Here is a 16,213-nt window from a genome sequence, read left to right as displayed (position 1 = left end):
TATAAGAGACAGGTCTTTACCCGCGACGAGCTGCTGGCCATCGATGCCATCGCCGAGCGCCACAATCTGGTGATCTGCTCAGACGAGATCCACTGCGATCTGCTGCTGGACAAGTCGGCCCGCCACATCCCCTACGGCGCCATCAGCCAGGAGGCTGCCGAGCGCTGCGCCGTGATGATGGCTCCGAGCAAAACCTTCAACATCGCCGGCCTCTGCTGCTCCTTTGCCGTGGTGCCCAATGCCCGTCTGCGCTTCCGTTTGCAACAGGCGATGCGCGGCATCAGCGCCGACGTCAACCTGCTCGGCTTTGTAGCGGCTGAAGCGGCCTATGAGGGCGGCGAGCAGTGGCTCCGCGAACAACTCGACTATCTGGCGGCCAATCTGGCCCTGATCCAGCAGGCCGTCGCCCGCTGGCCCGGTGTCGAACTGGCCAGCCATCAGGCGACGTATCTAGCCTGGATCGATGTGAGCGCGCTCGGGCTGGACGATCCCGTCGCCTTCTTTGAACAGGCAGGGGTCGGTCTCTCGCCGGGAGCCCAGTTTGGCAATGGCCAGTTTGTGCGCCTCAACTTCGGCTGCACCAAAGCGCGTCTGGTCGAGGCTTTGGCTCGGATGGAACGGGCTATCCTGAGCCACGGCAAACAGTAACAACTGACAGGACGGGCAGTGCCCGTCCCCTTTTCCTGCACCACCAGCCAGCGGTTAACTATGTACCCACGGATTTTGCGTCACCTCCTGCTCTCACTCGGCATCCTGCTCCCCTTCGGCAGTCAGGCGCTGACCATCGGCACGGGCCCCCTCAATGGCGTCTACTACCCCACGGGAGGCGCCATCTGCCGGGTGCTCAATGTCGATCACGCCCTGCATGGCGACAGTTGTACGGTGCAGAGCACCCGCGGCTCTCTGGCCAATCTCAAGGCGCTGAACAAGGGCGAGGTGCAGCTGGCACTGGTGCAATCAGACGTGCTCCACCACGCACTCCATGGCACCGGCCCCTTCAGCGGACAGGGAGCCAATCACAAGCTGCGCAGCCTGTTTCGCCTCTATCAGGAGTCGCTGACCCTGCTGGCCAGTGCCAACAGCAATATCACCACTCTGGCCGATATCGAGGGCAAGCGGGTCTACCCGGGCAATGCCGGGGCCGGCGACATGGTGACCAGTCAGGCCCTGATGGGCGCCATGGGGTGGCATCCCAAGCAGTTTGCTGCCTACAAGCTCAAATCCCCGCAAACCCCGCTGGAGGGACTCTGTGACGGCACACTGGACGCCGCCTTCGTGGTGGTGGGCCACCCGAGCCTGGCGATCGGCGATCTGATTAGCCGCTGCCAGGTGCGCCTCATCCCTATCGAAGGGGAGCAGATCGACAAACTGCTCAAGCAGCATCCCTACTACCAGCGCAGCCAGATCGCCGCCAACCTCTATCCGGGGCAGCTCACCGCCATCAACAATATCGGGATGAGCGCCGAGCTGGTGGCGCTGGCCAGCCTGCCGGACCCCATCGTTCGCACCGTGCGCGATACCCTGCTGGCGCGGGTCAGGCAGTTCAGCCGCCTCCACCCGGCCCTGAGTACCGTGACGCCGGAACAGCTCCAGGCGCAGACCGAGCTGCCGCTGCACCCGGGCATGTCGGATGAAGTGCCCGAACCGCTTCCGCTTGCCCCCGAGCAGCTGACAGAGGGTGAAGCTCCCTCTGCAGCCACCAGTGCGGCCATCTCGACCGGGGTCGCCTCTGAAGTGGCTTCCGGTGCCGTCTCCAGCGCCGATCCCACAGCCAGTAGCTCGGCGGTCACGACGCAGCCAGCCTCCGAGCCACAACCGACCCAGCTCGAACCTGCCACTTCCGCAGCGGCACCTGCGGTAGCCCCCTCTGACGCGGTATCGACAACCGGAGAAGTAGCGGCAACAGCCATTCAAGCCAGTGCAGCAGCAGAGACCATGCCAGCAACCGAGCCTGGAGCGGCCAGCAGCAGTGCCGTTGCCACCAGCGGCGCTGCCGCGACGCAATAAAGCGACGCCGGGCGGGTATATCAAACAAAAAGAGCAGCCTTGGCTGCTCTTTTTGCTTATCTCGGTTTCTTCCCTATCTCAGCTCGGGTTGTTTATCTGCCCCAGCCAGATAGGGGTTGGGTTTGTGGATCTCCTCCTCCACCCAGACAAGCAGTTGCTTGATGGCGCGCGACAGCACCTGATTCTGGCGCACCACATAACCCAGGCTGGTACCCGGGAAATCGGTCAGGCTGGCAACCGGCGCGGTCAGGTTGAGGCGAGGATGCAGGGAGAAGTCCGGCACGATGGCGACGCCAAACCCGGCTTCGGCCCAGTCCAGCTGGGCATCCACGCTGCCCACCTCCATGATGCGGCAAGGGGGGAGCGCCAGCAGCGGCAAGGAGGGATCAATAAGGGCCCGGGTGCGGGTGTCATGGCCAAGCAGGATCAGGGTCGGCTCATCGAGGGGGTCGCTCTCCCCCGCTCTGGCCCGCGCCTGCCAACGGGCGAGACCGTGGCCCAGCGCACACCAGGTCACCTGCTGCAGTTCGGTGTAGAAGAGCGGTTCACTGCGCTTTTGTGCCATCACAAACCCCAAATCCGCCTTGCCGCTTTTGACCAGCTCCGCCGCCTGATCCGAGGTGGTGTTGAAGAGGGTGAGGTCGATGCCGGGAAACTCCCGCTTGAAGCGCTGAAACGGCTGAATGAGCAACAGGCGCGAGATGATGTCGCTGGCCGCGATGGCCAGTGTCCCCTGACTCAACTGGTTGAGGGCATTGAGGTCGGATTGGCAAAGCTGGAGTTCGGCGATGGCCCGCTCGGCGCTTTGCAACAGCCGCTCGCCAGCCTGAGTCAGACGAAAGGGGCTGCGCTCGATAAGCCGCACCCGGGTCGCCTGTTCCAACCGCTTGATATGCAGACTCACGTTGGGCTGGGTCATGTGCAGTTCGGTGGCGGTCTGGCCAAAGTGCTGCAACCGGGCCAGGGTGACGAAGGTTTGCAGCCAGTGGATGTCCAGCATAAGACTCCCTCAACTCACTGTTCATTGGGCTCTGCGCGGCAATCTTGCGGCCACATGCCGATAAATTAGCCATCATTATATGGTTTTATTATCGGAACTATAAAGATAATTAATTTTTCTAATCCGCAGCAGGCTCCTAGGATGAACGCCTAACGTCTTAGGAGAAAGAGTCATGTCGTCTATCGTAGTCGTAGGTGCCAACTGGGGTGATGAAGGCAAAGGCCGCATCGTGGATTATCTGGCAGGCCAAGCTGGCGCCAGCATTCGCTTCCAGGGCGGCAACAACGCCGGCCATACCGTCGTCAACGACCTTGGCACCTTCAAGCTGCACCAGGTTCCGAGCGGTGTCTTCAACCCGAACTGTCTGGTCGTACTGGGCCCGGGCATGGTGATCAGCCCCGAGAAGCTCACCGTCGAACTCGACGAAGTGAAAGCCTCCGGTGTCGTTCCCAAGCTGGCCATCTCTGACCGCGCCACCCTCTGCCTGCCGCTGCACGCCATGGAAGATACCCTAGAAGAGCAACGTCTGGGTGACGGTGCCTACGGTTCCACCCGTCAGGGCATCGCGCCGGCCTACGGTGACCGTGTCATGAAGAAAGCGATCCTGGTTGGCTGGCTGAAGCAGCCGGAAGTACTGGTCGAGCGCATTCAATTCTTCCTCGACTGGAAACTGCCGCAACTTAAAGCGCTCTATCCGACCTTCGAATTCAACCAGACTGCCCAGGAGATGGCTGACTGGCTGCTGGAAGTGTCCGCTCCCTGGATCGACTCTGTCTGCAACGTCAGCATGCCGCTCAAAGAGCTGCAGGCCGAAGGCAAGACCCTGCTGTTCGAAGCCCAGCTGGGCGCCGGCCGTGACCTGATCTACGGCGAATACCCCTGGGTGACCTCCTCCCACGTATCCGGTGCCTACGCCGGCATCGGTGGCGGTCTGCCGGGCCTGCGTCCCGAGCGCGTCATCGCTGTTGCCAAGGCATTCAGCACCTCCGTCGGTACCGGCACCCTGCTGACTGCCATGGAGAACCAGGACGAGTTCCGCAAGATCGCCAACGAATTCGGCGCCACCACAGGTCGTCCCCGTGATGTCGGCTACTTCGATGCCGTTGCCACCAAGAACGGTGTCGAGCTGCAGGCTGCGACCGAAGTCGCCCTGACCAAGCTGGACTGCCTGACCGGTCTGCCGGATCTGAAGATCTGCGTGGCCTACGAAGGTGCCCACACTGAAAACCCGATTTGGCCGCAAACCGCTGCCCTGAAGCCGGTTTACGAGCAGATGGAAAGCTGGAGCGAAGACATCACCGGCTGCCGCACCTTCGAAGAGCTGCCCAAAGCAGCCCAGCAGTACGTACTGCGTATCGAAGAGCTGCTGGGCGTACCGGTTCCGATGGTCTCCGTCGGCCCGGGCCGTGACGAGATGATCCTGCGTTAATCCGCGCGCTCAACTGTCAGCACAGTGAAGAACCGGCATCCATGATGCCGGTTTTTTTATGGCTGCGATTTACCCTCTCGCCATAAAAACAACCAAAAGGCTCAATTAACTCTGCAATCGACAGCACATTGAGTCGTTCTGCAACAACATCCTGCGCCACCCTCGCTAAAGTGAACCCGTTACCACACGAGGAGTCACCCGATGAAATTGTTCAAACACAGCGCCCTGCTGCCACTACTCTGCCTGACGGCCATGCCAGCCTTTGCCATGACCCTGAAGAGCAGCGATATCCACGAAGGCCAGCTGATGGACAAAGCCTTCAGCTTCAACGGCTTTGGCTGCAGCGGCGACAACCGTTCACCCCAACTGAGCTGGCAGGATCTGCCGGCCGGCACCAAAAGCGTTGCCATCACAGCCTATGACCCCGATGCCCCCACCGGCAGCGGCTGGTGGCACTGGCTGGTGGTGAACCTGCCGGCTACCCAGAGCGAGCTCGCCAGCGATGCCTCCGGCAAGCTCAAGCAGGGACTGGAGCTTAAGACCGACTTCGGCAGCCAGGGCTACGGCGGCCCCTGCCCGCCCGCTGGCCACGGCATGCATCGCTATCAGTTCACCGCCTGGGCCCTGCCCCAGAATCTGGAGGTAAAAGCAGACACCCCGCCAGCCATGGTAGGCTACATGCTCAACAGCATGGCCCTCGGCAAAGCCACCCTGACCGCCACTTTCGTCACCCCCTAGGAGCAACCGGATGAGCACGCCTCTGCTGCAACAGCACCACTATCTCGGGATCCGCCAGCAGCCGCTGCACCGTGTACTCATCTATGCGCCGACCATCATCTGGGTCAAACAGGGCAGGAAGCTGCTCTGGTGGCAGGAGCGACGTCTCTCGTTTGGCAAGGAGAGCTGGCTGCTGATCCCGGCGGGTCACCAGCTCACCTTCGTCAACCAGCCGGAGCAGGAGAAGTTTCGCTCCCATGTCCTTACCCTGCTGACGCAGCCCCCCGCCGAGTGGCTGCCCGATACGCCCTCCGCCACTCAGGCGATGGCAGACCCCGCAATAAAGGTGACGACAAACCTCACCTACTGTTTCGAGATGATCAGCACTATGGCCGAGCGGGGGCTGAGTGAGGCGACCCAGACCGAGCTGCTGCGAGCCTTCTATGCGGAGTTGAGGGCTGCTGGCGCGCTTCATCTGCTCTTTCCCGCCAGTACCATGACCCTCGGCGAGCGGCTGGCCCGTTACCTCGGCGTTGAGCCCGGAGCCGATCACACGCTGGAAACTGTTGCCCCTCACTTCTCGATGAGCCGCGCCTCGCTGGTACGCAAATTGACAGCCGAAGGGCGCACCTTCCGTCACCTGCTGGCTCAGGTACGGATGAGCCATGCACTCACCCTGTTGCAACAATCACTCTCCCTGCAAGAGGTAGCCATCGCCTGCGGTTATGACTCCCTCAGCCGCTTTGCCGCCCGCTTCAAACAGGAGTTTGGCCTGACCCCTTACCAATACCTGCAAACCTGCCCTGCCGTACGACTCGGTAACACAAAGTAAAATATTACTAAATAAATCCATTGTGTAACCTGATGTAACCAGGTGATCGTGCTCACATTGCCACCTCTTCAGAATGTGATCTCGCGCCAACGCTCCCTTTTCCCTTGCCATACAATGGCTACCGAAAACCTTTTCACTAAAAATAAGCGTAAAAAACCTTCCTCTTAACCTACATAAACGGAATTGGAGTGAGAAATGTTTCGTAAAACTTTACTCTCGGTAGCCCTCGGCACCGCCCTGTTCGGACTGACTGCCTGCAACGATAACCAGACAGAGAGCAGCACCGTCGCCAAACCGGAGCAGGCCATCCAGTACAAGGACGTGATCGACCGCCGGGGAACACCGACCCAATTCCGCGACTTTGACAGCTACTCCAACCTCAAATACAACCCGCTGCTCGATCTGGGCGCCTGGCACGGCTTCCTGCTGCCAGCCAGCGACAAGGAGTGGGGGGGATTCACCGGCCCCATGGTCATCTCGGAGGAGTACAGCCTCTTCTTCGCAAGCGAGCTGGACAAGCTCACCCTGAGCGATGCGAGCGGTCGGGCTTTCCCGCTCACCAGCGCCAGCAAGCAAGAGGTGTACGCCATTCCAGGTGCGTTGGTGCAACGCTTCGAGTTCGAGCCCTTCACGCTGGAGCTGGAGCTGCGCTACGGCGATGCCCGCACAGCTCTGATCCGCACTCGCCTGCAAAACCACACCGATGCCCCGCTCACCCTCAACCTCAACTGGCAGGGGGAGTTGCTCAACCAGTGGGATGCCAAGAAGACGATCGCCGAGCAGTATCCTGACTGGACCCGCACCATCAGCCAGAACAAGCAGGGGGTTGAGTTCCAGTTCGGCAAGCTGCGCAGTACCTGGAACATCATGCAGAGCGGCAGCGCTCGCTACCGCATCGAACGTACTCTGCCAAGCCGCACCACCATCGACGAAAAGGCACTGGGCTACCAAAGCGAAGCCACCATACAGCTGGCGGCCAAGGGGAGTGAGGATATCTATACCCTGCAGAGCTACCTCCACTCCACTGAGGATGCCAACCGCTACCAGCAGAGCCGTCAGGCCTTGCTGGCCGACCCGGCGACCTACTTCGCCGACTCCATCCGCCGCTGGGAAGGCTATCTTGCCAAGGGTCTCTCCAATCAGGGGATCCCGGAATCGGAACGACGCATCGCGGTCAAGGCGATGGAGACCCTCAACGGCAACTGGCGCTCGCCGGCTGGCGCCATCCTGCACGACGGGGTGACCCCTTCCAATACCGCTCGCTGGTTCGACGGCGTCTGGGCTTGGGACAGCTGGAAGCACGCCTACGCCATGGCTCACTTCAACCCGGAAGTGGCCAAAAACAACGTACGCGCCATGTATGACTACCAGATCCAGGCCAATGACCCGGTTCGTCCGCAGGATGCCGGCATGGTGATAGACGCCGTCTTCTACAACAAGCAATCGGATCGCGGTGGCGATGGCGGCAACTGGAACGAGCGCGACACCAAACCGCCCCTCTCAGCCTGGGCTATCTGGGAGATCTACAGCGCCACCAAGGACAAGGCCTTTATCGCCGAGATGTATCCCAAGCTGCAGGCCTACCACGACTGGTGGTACCGTGCGCGGGACAACAACCGCAACGGCATCATCGAATATGGTGCTACCAAGCACGTCGAACATAACGACGAGTACGGCAATATCACCTTCAAGGTACAGTATGCCAACGGCGTGCCAGGGGGCATCTCACTCTCAGGTTGCAGTAACGAGGGAGATAACTGGTATGGCTGCACCGGCATGGCGCTCTACCAGCAGGTATTGAGTGTTGGCGGCTACAGCGATATGGATATCGGTGCCCAACACGGCGCCGGTTGGGAGTCCGGTATGGACAACGCAGCCCGCTTCGGCTTTATCGAGCCGGATCAGCTCAAGCGATATGCCGACAAGACCTATGGCGGCGATATAGCCAAGGCACGCAAGGACTGGAACGTATTCTTCTTTGAAAACCATCAGGACAGTGGCGATCTTATCGGCTTCTCCATCGATCAGGAGTCGGTAGAGCTCAACGCCTTCCTCGCCAAGGAGAAACGCATTCTGGCAGATATGGCCGACCTGCTCGGCAAGCCGGGCGATGCGAGCCGCTACCGCGATGGCGCGACCAAGCTCGCCAGCTACATCAACACCTGTATGTTTGATGACGCCTCCGGGTTCTATTACGACCGACAGATCGCTGCTGGTGATGTAGCCGACAGCAACGGCTGTGTCGGCAAGCTGTTGACCGCCCGCGGCCGCGGCCCCGAGGGGTGGAGCCCGCTCTGGGCCGAAGTCGCCGACCAGGAAAAAGCAGCACGAGTGCGCGAAGTGATGCTTAATTCTCAGGAATTCAACACCAAGGTACCGCTCGGCACGGCGGCGCTGACCAACCCGGCCTACGACCCCAACATCTACTGGCGCGGCCGGGTATGGCTGGATCAGTTCTACTTCGGGGTGAAGGGGCTGGAGAACTACGGTTATCGCAGCGATGCCCAGATGCTGGTCAACAAGCTGTTTGCCAACGCCGAAGGGCTGGCCGGCAGCGGCCCCATCCGCGAGAACTACAACCCGGAGAGCGGTGCTATGCAGGGAGCCAGCAACTTCAGCTGGAGTTCGGCCCACCTCTATATGCTCTATCGCAACTTTCTCAAGCCGCAGGAGTAAAGCTGCGCATATGCAAAAGGCCTCCATAGGGAGGCCTTTCTTATGCTTGGCTGACAGGCGGCATTGCTGGCCGCAAGAGTTTCTGTCAGTGAGTGGTAAGCGGCAGAGAGAGGCGTTTGGCCAGTGCCTGGAAGTTCTGGCTCACTTCGGCCCCGAACAGGGGGTCACCGATGGCACGGTTTTGCCAGTTTTGCTCCAGATGACGCCAGTCATCCTCGGTCAGAGAGTCGCGCAGATGGGGGAAGATGATTCCCTCCTCGTAATTCATGTGCGCCTCCTGCAGCTCAACAAAACGCTCCAGCTTGGCGGTGAACTGGTCGAGCGGGATCACTGCATCCATCAGGATCATCTCCACCATCTCCTTGAGCTCGCCACCTGCCTCCAGCAGCTTGACGTGCTCCTCCTGCAACCGGTTAGCAACCTCCCCCTCCACCACCCGGTATTTCAGGTAGTAGTCATAGATAAGGTCTTCCTTGGGATGGTGGTACTTGTCAGAAACCTCCCGCAGATAGTCGATGACGTCGCGCACCAGAAAATAGCTGATGGGCTGCTCGGCATGAATGGCTGCCAGCTTCTGCTTGAGCAGCTCCAGCAGTCGGGCGATGTTGAGGTGATCCTTGTGCAGACTCGATAACATGGGCACTCCTTGGCGCTGAAATAAGATGTTATTTTCCTGAGTATACGGTCATTTGTCGCCCGAACTTTGCACTCAATCAAGTGGGCGGCAGACAGATTGCCACTCAATGGGACTCTTGCCCTGCTGCTCCAGCAGCTGGTTGGTTTGCGAAAAATGACCGCAACCGATGAAACCGCGATGGGCGGAGAGGGGGCTGGGATGGGGGGCCGTCAGCACATGATGGCGCTGCCGGTCGATAAAACGCCCCTTCTTCTGGGCATGGGAACCCCACAACAGGAACACCACCCCGTTGCAGCTGGCATTGATCTGCTCGATAACCCTGTCGGTAAAGGTCTCCCAACCCAGATGGGCATGAGAGTGAGCCTGACCGGCCTGCACCGTCAGCACGGTATTGAGCAACAATACCCCCTGCTTGGCCCAGGATTCGAGGAAACCGTGGTTGGGTGTGACGAAACCTGGCAGGTCGCGCTGCATCTCTTTATAGATGTTGACCAGAGAGGGGGGCGTGCGCACGCCGGGCAGGACGGAGAAGCAGAGACCATGCGCCTGGTTGGGGCCATGGTAGGGATCCTGCCCCAGGATGACGACCTTGATCTGATCCAGCTCGGTCAGTTTGAAGGCATTGAACACATCGGCCGCAGGGGGATAGATTACCTTGCCCGCTTCCCGCTCTGCCCTGACAGTCGCCAGCGTACTCTTGAAATAGTCCTGCTCTTTTTCAGAGCCAATCACATCACTCCAGGTCAGCACCCCGAACTCCTCACTTGATACGGCGAAGGAGTCAGGATAGGGGCGCCGCCCGCAAGACGCAACCGTGACTCACACTTTCCAGAGCCTGGCGAGCCGCCCGGAACGCTCCAGTTTGTGCAGACCCGCATTGAACAGCAGCATCAGACGACGCGCATCGGGATCCGCCTTGCGCATCAGCAGATAACCGGGTTGAGACCAGATAGGATCAGGGGCGCTGGTCAACGACAGCGCCCGGGGATGGCGGGATTGCATCTGCAGGAAGAGGGCCTTGGCCACCTGCTCATCCATCACCAGATAGCGAATACGGCCGGCGACGAGCTTCTCAAGGCTCTCCTGATCAGAATCAGACCACTCAAGAGCCAGTTCGGATTGACGGGCGGCAAAACCATCCCCGTAAAAATAGCCGCGGGTCACCCCCACCGGCTCGTGGTTGATCTCCCCGAGATTGACGACCGGCGAACCGGACAAGGTAAAAAGACGGGTCGTGAACTGGCCGAGCGATGCGGAGAGATAGAAGCTCTGTTCACGTTCGCGAGAACGAAACCAGGGCATGGTCACAACATAATCCCCGGCAAGAGTGAGCTTGTAGGCTTCAGCCCAGGGGTAAAAGTGAAAGCTGACATCAAGCCCCTCGGCGGCAAAGGCTTCGCGCACCACCTGACAGAGGAACCCCTGCTCGGGCAGAGACTCGCTGATATAGGGCGGCCATTCGCCCACGGCGATCCGGACTGTTTCGGCCCGCACCATTCCAGCCACAACCAGGCAGCAGACCACTATCAGCCAGCGCCATTTTTGCCACCCACTCTTCACCCGCGACTCTCCTCTTTATTTTCCATCAAGTGTAGTTCTCTCGAGTCAGCCTTCCCTGATACGCACCACAAACGCCATAAGGTGTAGTTAAATTACTAGATTTAAAAGATAAAAGATGCATAATTTGGATATCTTACAAAATCAGAAAAATGACCTATTTTTGATTCAACTCAAGAATTTAATCCCATTGAAATGGCGATTTGTCGATTTTTATTGATCTGGATCAATTTTGGTAATATTACCACCGTGGTATATATGACCCCAACAAAGTAAAGGTGTAAGGCAAGGGCCCTTTAAGTCGTCGATATCCTCGGTAGCTTAAATACATCAGGGTAATTTCCTTACAGTTGGATTCGCGTTCCCATTGAGGAGTCATACCATGATCAAAGGCATTCAAATCACCCAGGCCGCCAACACCGCTCTGCTGAACTCTTTCTGGCTGCTGGACGAAGAGAAGCAACAGGCTCGCTGCATCTGTGTCAAAGGCGACGCCTTTGCTGCCGATCAGGAAGTTCAACTGGCTGATCTGGGTCAGTTCGAATACCGCGAACTGCCGGTTCAAGCTGAACCTGCCGTTGAAGGTGGCCAGCACCTGAACGTCAACGTGCTGCGTCGTGAAACTCTGGAAGATGCCATCGCCAACCCGGAGAAGTACCCGCAGCTGACCATCCGCGTTTCCGGCTACGCAGTGCGCTTCAACGCCCTGACCCCGGAACAGCAGCGTGACGTTGTTACCCGTACCTTCACCCAGAGCCTGTAATTCACGCTCTGTCATGAAGTGATGGCATCCATGGATGTCACTAAAAAACGGCCCGAGGGCCGTTTTTTTATTGCGTTGCGTTCAGCCTGACAAGCTCCGTTACACCTTTTCGGTTTCCAGAACCCCGCCCTTGCGGCCCAGCACGCCCTCCATTTTCTTCACATCCAGCTGCTTGCAATATTTTGCCACCACCACGGCCGCAACCCCGTTGCCAATCAGGTTGGTCAGCGCCCGCGCTTCCGACATGAAACGGTCTATCCCCAGGATCAGCGCCAGACCGGCCAGCGGCAGGTGGCCAACTGCGGAGATGGTCGCAGCCAGCACAATGAAGCCGCTCCCGGTGACCCCGGCCGCCCCTTTCGAGGAGATAAGCAGCACCACCAGCAGCGTGATCTGATGGAACAGATCGAGCGGGGTGTTGGTCGCCTGAGCGATGAAGATGGCAGCCATGGTCAGATAGATGGAGGTGCCATCCAGGTTGAAGGAGTAACCGGTCGGAATAACCAGCCCTACTACCGATTTCTGGCAACCCAGCTTCTCCATCTTGTCCAGCATGCGCGGCAGAGCTGACTCGGAGGAGGAAGTACCCAGCACGATCAGCAGCTCCTCGCGGATGTAAGAGATGAAGCGCAGGATGCTGAAACCGGAGGCTTTGGCGATGCTGCCCAGCACGATAAAGATGAAGAAGAGGCAAGTGAGATAGAAGCAGGCGATAAGCTGGCCCAGTTGCACCAGAGAACCCACCCCGTATTTGCCGATGGTAAACGCCATGGCACCGAATGCCCCTACCGGCGCCAGCTTCATGATCATGTTGATGATGCCGAAGATGACGGTGGAGAAGCTCTCGATGACCCCGAAAATAATTTTCCCCTTCTCACCGATATGGTGCAGGGAGAAGCCAAACAGCACGGCAAAGAGCAGCACCTGCAGGATGTTGCCGCTGGCAAAGGCACCGATCACGCTACCCGGAATGATGTCGAGCAGGAATGGAATGATCCCCTGTGACTTGGCCTGCTCGGCATAGACGGCGATGGCGCTGGCATCCAGTGCGGCAGGATCAACGTTCATGCCGGCCCCCGGCTGCAGCAGGTTCACCACGCACAACCCGATGATCAGGGCGATGGTGCTGACCACCTCGAAATAGACGAGGGCGATGGCACCGGTCTTGCCAACGGCCTTCATGCTCTCCATACCGGCAATCCCTGTCACCACGGTACAGAAGATGACGGGGGCGATAATCATCTTGATCAGTTTGACGAAACCATCGCCAAGGGGTTTCATGTCGGCCCCCAATTGGGGATAGAGGTGGCCAAGACATACCCCGAGGGTTATGGCGAGCAGTACCTGAAAATAGAGGCTGCCCATAATCTTTTTACTCATGCTGCTTCATCCCTTCCGTTGTCGGTGTGTTGTTCTGTTTTATTGGTATGCAGCCCCGATGCATCAGACAAAAGCAACCCGCAGGAGACGTAACGAATCCTGGATCTGCTGATGCCGTGCTCTGGTGACTGTAGCGCCATCATCTCATGTTAAAAAATGGAGTTAAGCGACACCGATCACGCAACATTAGTAACCATTTATAAATATTTATTCACTGATTATTAATTGATGGGTGGTACGCAATGAGGGGGAAGCAGTCTGACATGAGGGGAAAACAGAGGGGATTGAGGCAATGACAAGGCCCCGCATGCGGGGCCTTGTCAGTCTTAACCAGCGTTATGGAGCCAATCAGACAGAGGTATCGAGCGGCTCGAAGCCCTTGACCAGATCGTCGATCGCTTTCATCTGCTTGAGGAAGCCTTCCAGCTTGTCGAGTGGCAGCGCGCTCGGGCCATCGCAGCGGGCAATTTTCGGATCCGGGTGGGATTCGATAAAGAGACCGGCCAGACCAACCGCCATACCGGCACGCGCCAGCTCGGTGACCTGCTCGCGGCGACCGCCGGATGCAGCCCCCAGCGGGTCGCGGCACTGCAGGGAGTGAGTTACGTCGAAGATAACCGGATAGCCACCGGTGCTCTTCTTCATCACACCCAGACCCAGCATGTCTACCACCAGATTGTCATAACCGAAGTTGACGCCGCGCTCGCACAGGATCAGGCGATCGTTGCCGCACTCCTCGAACTTGTCAGTGATGTTCTTCATCTGGCTTGGGCTCAGGAATTGCGGCTTCTTGATGTTGATGACGTTGCCGGTACGGGCCATCGCCTCTACCAGATCGGTCTGGCGCGCCAGGAAGGCAGGCAGCTGGATGACATCGACCACCTCGGCGACCGGCTTGGCCTGATGGGGCTCGTGCAGATCGGAGATCACCGGCATGCCGAAGGTCGCCTTCAGCTCCTGGAAAATCTTCATCCCCTCTTCCAGACCCGGGCCACGATAGGAGTGGATGGAGGAGCGGTTTGCCTTGTCCCAGCTCGCCTTGAAGACAAACGGGATGCCCAGCTTGCTGGTCACTTCCACGTACTTCTCGCACACCGCCATCGCCATGTCGCGAGACTCCAGCACATTCATGCCGCCAAACAGCACAAACGGTTTGTCATTGGCAACGTTGATCTCGTTGATCTTGATATTCTTCTGTTCCATCTAAGACATCCTTAATTATGGGTCTTGGGGCCTGAAGCCAAGTTAGTCCGTTGCGACCGGGCGCAGCGGCCTAGATATTCTTCTGTTGCAGTACCAAGCCATCCTTAATGGAGGGGCTTGGGGGTCAAATCCAGCGCAGCCAGCTGCACTTTCAGCACGTCGGCTACCGGATCGTCCGGGCATTGTTCAATAAAGTATTCAAAGTCGTCGGCAGCCTGACGGGGACAATCGAGCTGCTCGTAAATAAAGCCGCGATCCCGCGTCTCCAGCGGATCGCCCGGCTTCATCCGCAGCAACAACTCGCTGCAGCGCAGCGCCTCGGACATGCGGTCTTCCCGCAGCAGGGCGCCCTTGCTGACATTGAGCAGCCGCTCGATGATCTCCCACTGGCCAGAGGGCTGCAGGTAGTCCGGGGTCAGGGTGGCCAGATCGCCGAGCGCACCGCGCAGCAGCAGTTCGATACGGGCCAGGCTCAGCTCATCGCCGGTGAAGGGATCGACATAAACCTCCCCCTCGCCGCCGGCAAAGCTCACCAGGAAGTGACCCGGAAAGCAGATCCCCTCTACATCGAGCCCGAGCTTGCGTCCCAGCTGGATGATGAGGATACCGAGACTGACCGGGATCCCCTTGCGCTGCAACAACACCTGATTGATGTCACAGTTGTCGGCCGAGAAGTAATCCTGCCAGTCGCCGTAAAACCCGAGGCTCTGATAGAAACCACGCAGCAGTTGCTGGCGCACCTCGTCGCAGGTGCCCTCTTCGATCTGCTCGTCCAGCCACTCGTCCAGCAGCTGCAGCTCGCGGATCCCCTGCTCGGCCGAGCCATAGATTTCGTCGCTGACCGCCAGGGCCAGCTCGGTCAGCTCATGGGCTTCAAAATCGGTCCATTCGTCTATACGTAACATGCTCTTCATGCCTTAACCGAACAAACTCGCCTGTTTGAGCACTGCCAACTTGGCAATAAAGTAGATCCAGCCGAGCGCCCCCAGAAAGGAACACCAGCGCACCAGATTGCTTTTGGCCAGCCGCAGCGCCATCGCCGCCAGAAAGACCAATACCAGGATCCCCGTCAGCTTCTCGCTGAGCCAGGGAATGCCGTTATTGAGCGGGTTGAGACCCAGCACCACGCAAAGCAGTATGCCGGAGAGCACCACCAGTCCGTTGAGCAGACCGCTGGTTTTCAGCACGGGTGCGCTGAACGCTCGGCCAGAACCGGCCTGAACCCAGTAAAAACGCAGCATAAACATCAGCACAGCCCCGCCAATCAGGGTGAGATGCAGATGCTTGAGCACAAGATAGCTATTCAATATCAATCCTCGATGCAGAGGCCGCGCCCCTGCCCGTCAAACCGGTAGTTAAGAGATTCAGCAGGCCGGGCACATGCCCAGAGTGACCCGCTCGTTCTCCCCGTAATCGCGCACTGTGGTTACGTTGCGATAGCCGAGATCCTGCAACAGCTGGCGCACCGCCATCCCCTGATCCCAGCCATGTTCCAGCAGCAGCCACCCTTCGCTGTGCAGATAGGCCGGGGCATGGGTCGCAATGTGGCGGATATCCGCCAGCCCCGCTTCGTCCGCCACCAGCGCCGAGCGAGGTTCAAAGCGTACATCACCCTGCTCGAGATGGGGATCGGCGCCATCAATATAGGGGGGATTGGAAACAATCACCGCAAAACGGGGAGCCTGCTCATCGAGCGGGGCAAACCAGCTGCCGTCACGCACCTCGATGGGCAACCCCAGCGCTGCGCTGTTCTCACGCGCCAGTGCGGCAGCGTCCGCCATGCGATCCACCGCCCATACATCGAGCTCGGGTCGCTCGGACTTGATGGCCAGCGCGATGGCGCCGGTGCCGGTACCGAGATCCAGCACGGCGCAGGGCCCTTGCGGGATCTTCGCCAGCGCCTGCTCCACCAGCACCTCGGTATCGGGGCGCGGGATCAGGGTCGCCGGACTCACTTTCAGGGGCAGCGACCAGAACTCCCGCTCGCCAACGAGATGAGCGATGGGCTCGCC

At 59.2% G+C, this 16,213-nt stretch carries 16 protein-coding genes; 7 read left to right on the top strand and 9 right to left on the bottom strand.

Translation table 11 applies throughout. The annotated features are described in order from the left end of the window. On the top strand, positions 1 to 648 hold a 648-nt coding region (locus AACR93_RS01680), incomplete at its 5' end, for an aminotransferase class I/II-fold pyridoxal phosphate-dependent enzyme (protein WP_043852176.1). 60 nt (positions 649 to 708) lie between these two features. After that, positions 709 to 2,007 carry a TAXI family TRAP transporter solute-binding subunit gene (locus AACR93_RS01675; protein ID WP_043852175.1) on the top strand — a complete coding sequence of 433 codons (1,299 nt, stop codon included), beginning with the start codon at positions 709 to 711 and terminating at the stop codon, positions 2,005 to 2,007. A gap of 73 nt (positions 2,008 to 2,080) precedes the next feature. Here AACR93_RS01675 and AACR93_RS01670 read toward each other — a convergent pair whose 3' ends face one another. Further along, positions 2,081 to 3,007, bottom strand: a complete 927-nt coding sequence (locus tag AACR93_RS01670; protein ID WP_043852174.1) for a LysR family transcriptional regulator — start codon at positions 3,005 to 3,007, stop codon at positions 2,081 to 2,083. A gap of 172 nt (positions 3,008 to 3,179) precedes the next feature. Between AACR93_RS01670 and AACR93_RS01665 the strand changes: the two genes are divergently transcribed. From AACR93_RS01665 to ygjK, 4 genes are all read left to right on the top strand, one after another. Beyond that, complete coding sequence (locus AACR93_RS01665) at positions 3,180 to 4,436, top strand: adenylosuccinate synthetase (protein ID WP_033115332.1); 1,257 nt, start codon at positions 3,180 to 3,182, stop codon at positions 4,434 to 4,436. Positions 4,437 to 4,637: 201 nt separating this feature from the next. Beyond that, positions 4,638 to 5,174, top strand: coding sequence for a YbhB/YbcL family Raf kinase inhibitor-like protein (locus tag AACR93_RS01660; protein WP_043852173.1), 537 nt, complete (start codon positions 4,638 to 4,640; stop codon positions 5,172 to 5,174). 10 nt (positions 5,175 to 5,184) lie between these two features. Further along, positions 5,185 to 5,985 carry an AraC family transcriptional regulator gene (locus AACR93_RS01655; protein ID WP_043852172.1) on the top strand — a complete coding sequence of 267 codons (801 nt, stop codon included), beginning with the start codon at positions 5,185 to 5,187 and terminating at the stop codon, positions 5,983 to 5,985. A 195-nt stretch (positions 5,986 to 6,180) separates the two neighbouring features. Beyond that, positions 6,181 to 8,661, top strand: coding sequence for an alpha-glucosidase (gene ygjK / locus AACR93_RS01650; protein ID WP_043852171.1), 2,481 nt, complete (start codon positions 6,181 to 6,183; stop codon positions 8,659 to 8,661). A gap of 85 nt (positions 8,662 to 8,746) precedes the next feature. On the opposite strand, the gene AACR93_RS01645 is transcribed toward ygjK, so the two are convergent. From AACR93_RS01645 to AACR93_RS01635, 3 genes are all read right to left on the bottom strand, one after another. After that, entirely contained in the window at positions 8,747 to 9,298 is a 552-nt protein-coding gene (locus AACR93_RS01645) for a hemerythrin domain-containing protein (protein ID WP_033115328.1), read from the bottom strand. Positions 9,299 to 9,370: 72 nt separating this feature from the next. Beyond that, positions 9,371 to 10,048, bottom strand: coding sequence for a uracil-DNA glycosylase (gene ung, locus AACR93_RS01640; RefSeq protein ID WP_041210707.1), 678 nt, complete (start codon positions 10,046 to 10,048; stop codon positions 9,371 to 9,373). A 69-nt stretch (positions 10,049 to 10,117) separates the two neighbouring features. Next, on the bottom strand, positions 10,118 to 10,858 hold the full coding sequence (locus tag AACR93_RS01635) for a substrate-binding periplasmic protein (protein WP_043852170.1): 741 nt from the start codon (positions 10,856 to 10,858) through the stop codon (positions 10,118 to 10,120). A 379-nt stretch (positions 10,859 to 11,237) separates the two neighbouring features. Between AACR93_RS01635 and grcA the strand changes: the two genes are divergently transcribed. Continuing rightward, entirely contained in the window at positions 11,238 to 11,618 is a 381-nt protein-coding gene (gene grcA, locus AACR93_RS01630; protein ID WP_033115325.1) for an autonomous glycyl radical cofactor GrcA, read from the top strand. Between the two features lie 99 nt (positions 11,619 to 11,717). Here grcA and AACR93_RS01625 read toward each other — a convergent pair whose 3' ends face one another. The 5 genes from AACR93_RS01625 to prmC all read right to left on the bottom strand — a co-directional run. Then, the gene (locus AACR93_RS01625) at positions 11,718 to 12,998 is read right to left on the bottom strand and encodes a dicarboxylate/amino acid:cation symporter (protein WP_043852169.1); all 1,281 of its coding nucleotides are present in this window, start codon (positions 12,996 to 12,998) and stop codon (positions 11,718 to 11,720) included. A gap of 348 nt (positions 12,999 to 13,346) precedes the next feature. Further along, positions 13,347 to 14,201, bottom strand: a complete 855-nt coding sequence (gene kdsA, locus AACR93_RS01620; protein WP_041210704.1) for a 3-deoxy-8-phosphooctulonate synthase — start codon at positions 14,199 to 14,201, stop codon at positions 13,347 to 13,349. Between the two features lie 104 nt (positions 14,202 to 14,305). Further along, complete coding sequence (locus tag AACR93_RS01615) at positions 14,306 to 15,106, bottom strand: SirB1 family protein (protein WP_033115322.1); 801 nt, start codon at positions 15,104 to 15,106, stop codon at positions 14,306 to 14,308. A gap of 12 nt (positions 15,107 to 15,118) precedes the next feature. Beyond that, positions 15,119 to 15,508 carry a SirB2 family protein gene (locus AACR93_RS01610; protein WP_081849396.1) on the bottom strand — a complete coding sequence of 130 codons (390 nt, stop codon included), beginning with the start codon at positions 15,506 to 15,508 and terminating at the stop codon, positions 15,119 to 15,121. Positions 15,509 to 15,565: 57 nt separating this feature from the next. Further along, positions 15,566 to 16,213, bottom strand: a 648-nt coding sequence (gene prmC, locus AACR93_RS01605; RefSeq protein WP_043852168.1) for a peptide chain release factor N(5)-glutamine methyltransferase, incomplete at its 5' end; no start/stop codon positions are given.

The sequence above is a fragment of the Aeromonas sp. L_1B5_3 genome, from assembly GCF_963866575.1.
GTDB classification, from domain to species: domain Bacteria; phylum Pseudomonadota; class Gammaproteobacteria; order Enterobacterales; family Aeromonadaceae; genus Aeromonas; species Aeromonas jandaei.
This window is presented reverse-complemented; position numbering and strand designations above follow the sequence as displayed.

Bases quoted from the DNA above. Each gene is read 5' to 3' on its own strand.
- AACR93_RS01675 (WP_043852175.1), top strand. From the start codon at position 709: ATGTACCCACGGATTTTGCGTCACCTCCTGCTCTCACTCGGCATCCTG.
- AACR93_RS01670 (WP_043852174.1), bottom strand. From the start codon at position 3,007: ATGCTGGACATCCACTGGCTGCAAACCTTCGTCACCCTGGCCCGGTTG.
- AACR93_RS01665 (WP_033115332.1), top strand. From the start codon at position 3,180: ATGTCGTCTATCGTAGTCGTAGGTGCCAACTGGGGTGATGAAGGCAAA.
- AACR93_RS01660 (WP_043852173.1), top strand. From the start codon at position 4,638: ATGAAATTGTTCAAACACAGCGCCCTGCTGCCACTACTCTGCCTGACG.
- AACR93_RS01655 (WP_043852172.1), top strand. From the start codon at position 5,185: ATGAGCACGCCTCTGCTGCAACAGCACCACTATCTCGGGATCCGCCAG.
- ygjK (WP_043852171.1), top strand. From the start codon at position 6,181: ATGTTTCGTAAAACTTTACTCTCGGTAGCCCTCGGCACCGCCCTGTTC.
- AACR93_RS01645 (WP_033115328.1), bottom strand. From the start codon at position 9,298: ATGTTATCGAGTCTGCACAAGGATCACCTCAACATCGCCCGACTGCTG.
- grcA (WP_033115325.1), top strand. From the start codon at position 11,238: ATGATCAAAGGCATTCAAATCACCCAGGCCGCCAACACCGCTCTGCTG.
- AACR93_RS01625 (WP_043852169.1), bottom strand. From the start codon at position 12,998: ATGAGTAAAAAGATTATGGGCAGCCTCTATTTTCAGGTACTGCTCGCC.
- kdsA (WP_041210704.1), bottom strand. From the start codon at position 14,201: ATGGAACAGAAGAATATCAAGATCAACGAGATCAACGTTGCCAATGAC.
- AACR93_RS01615 (WP_033115322.1), bottom strand. From the start codon at position 15,106: ATGTTACGTATAGACGAATGGACCGATTTTGAAGCCCATGAGCTGACC.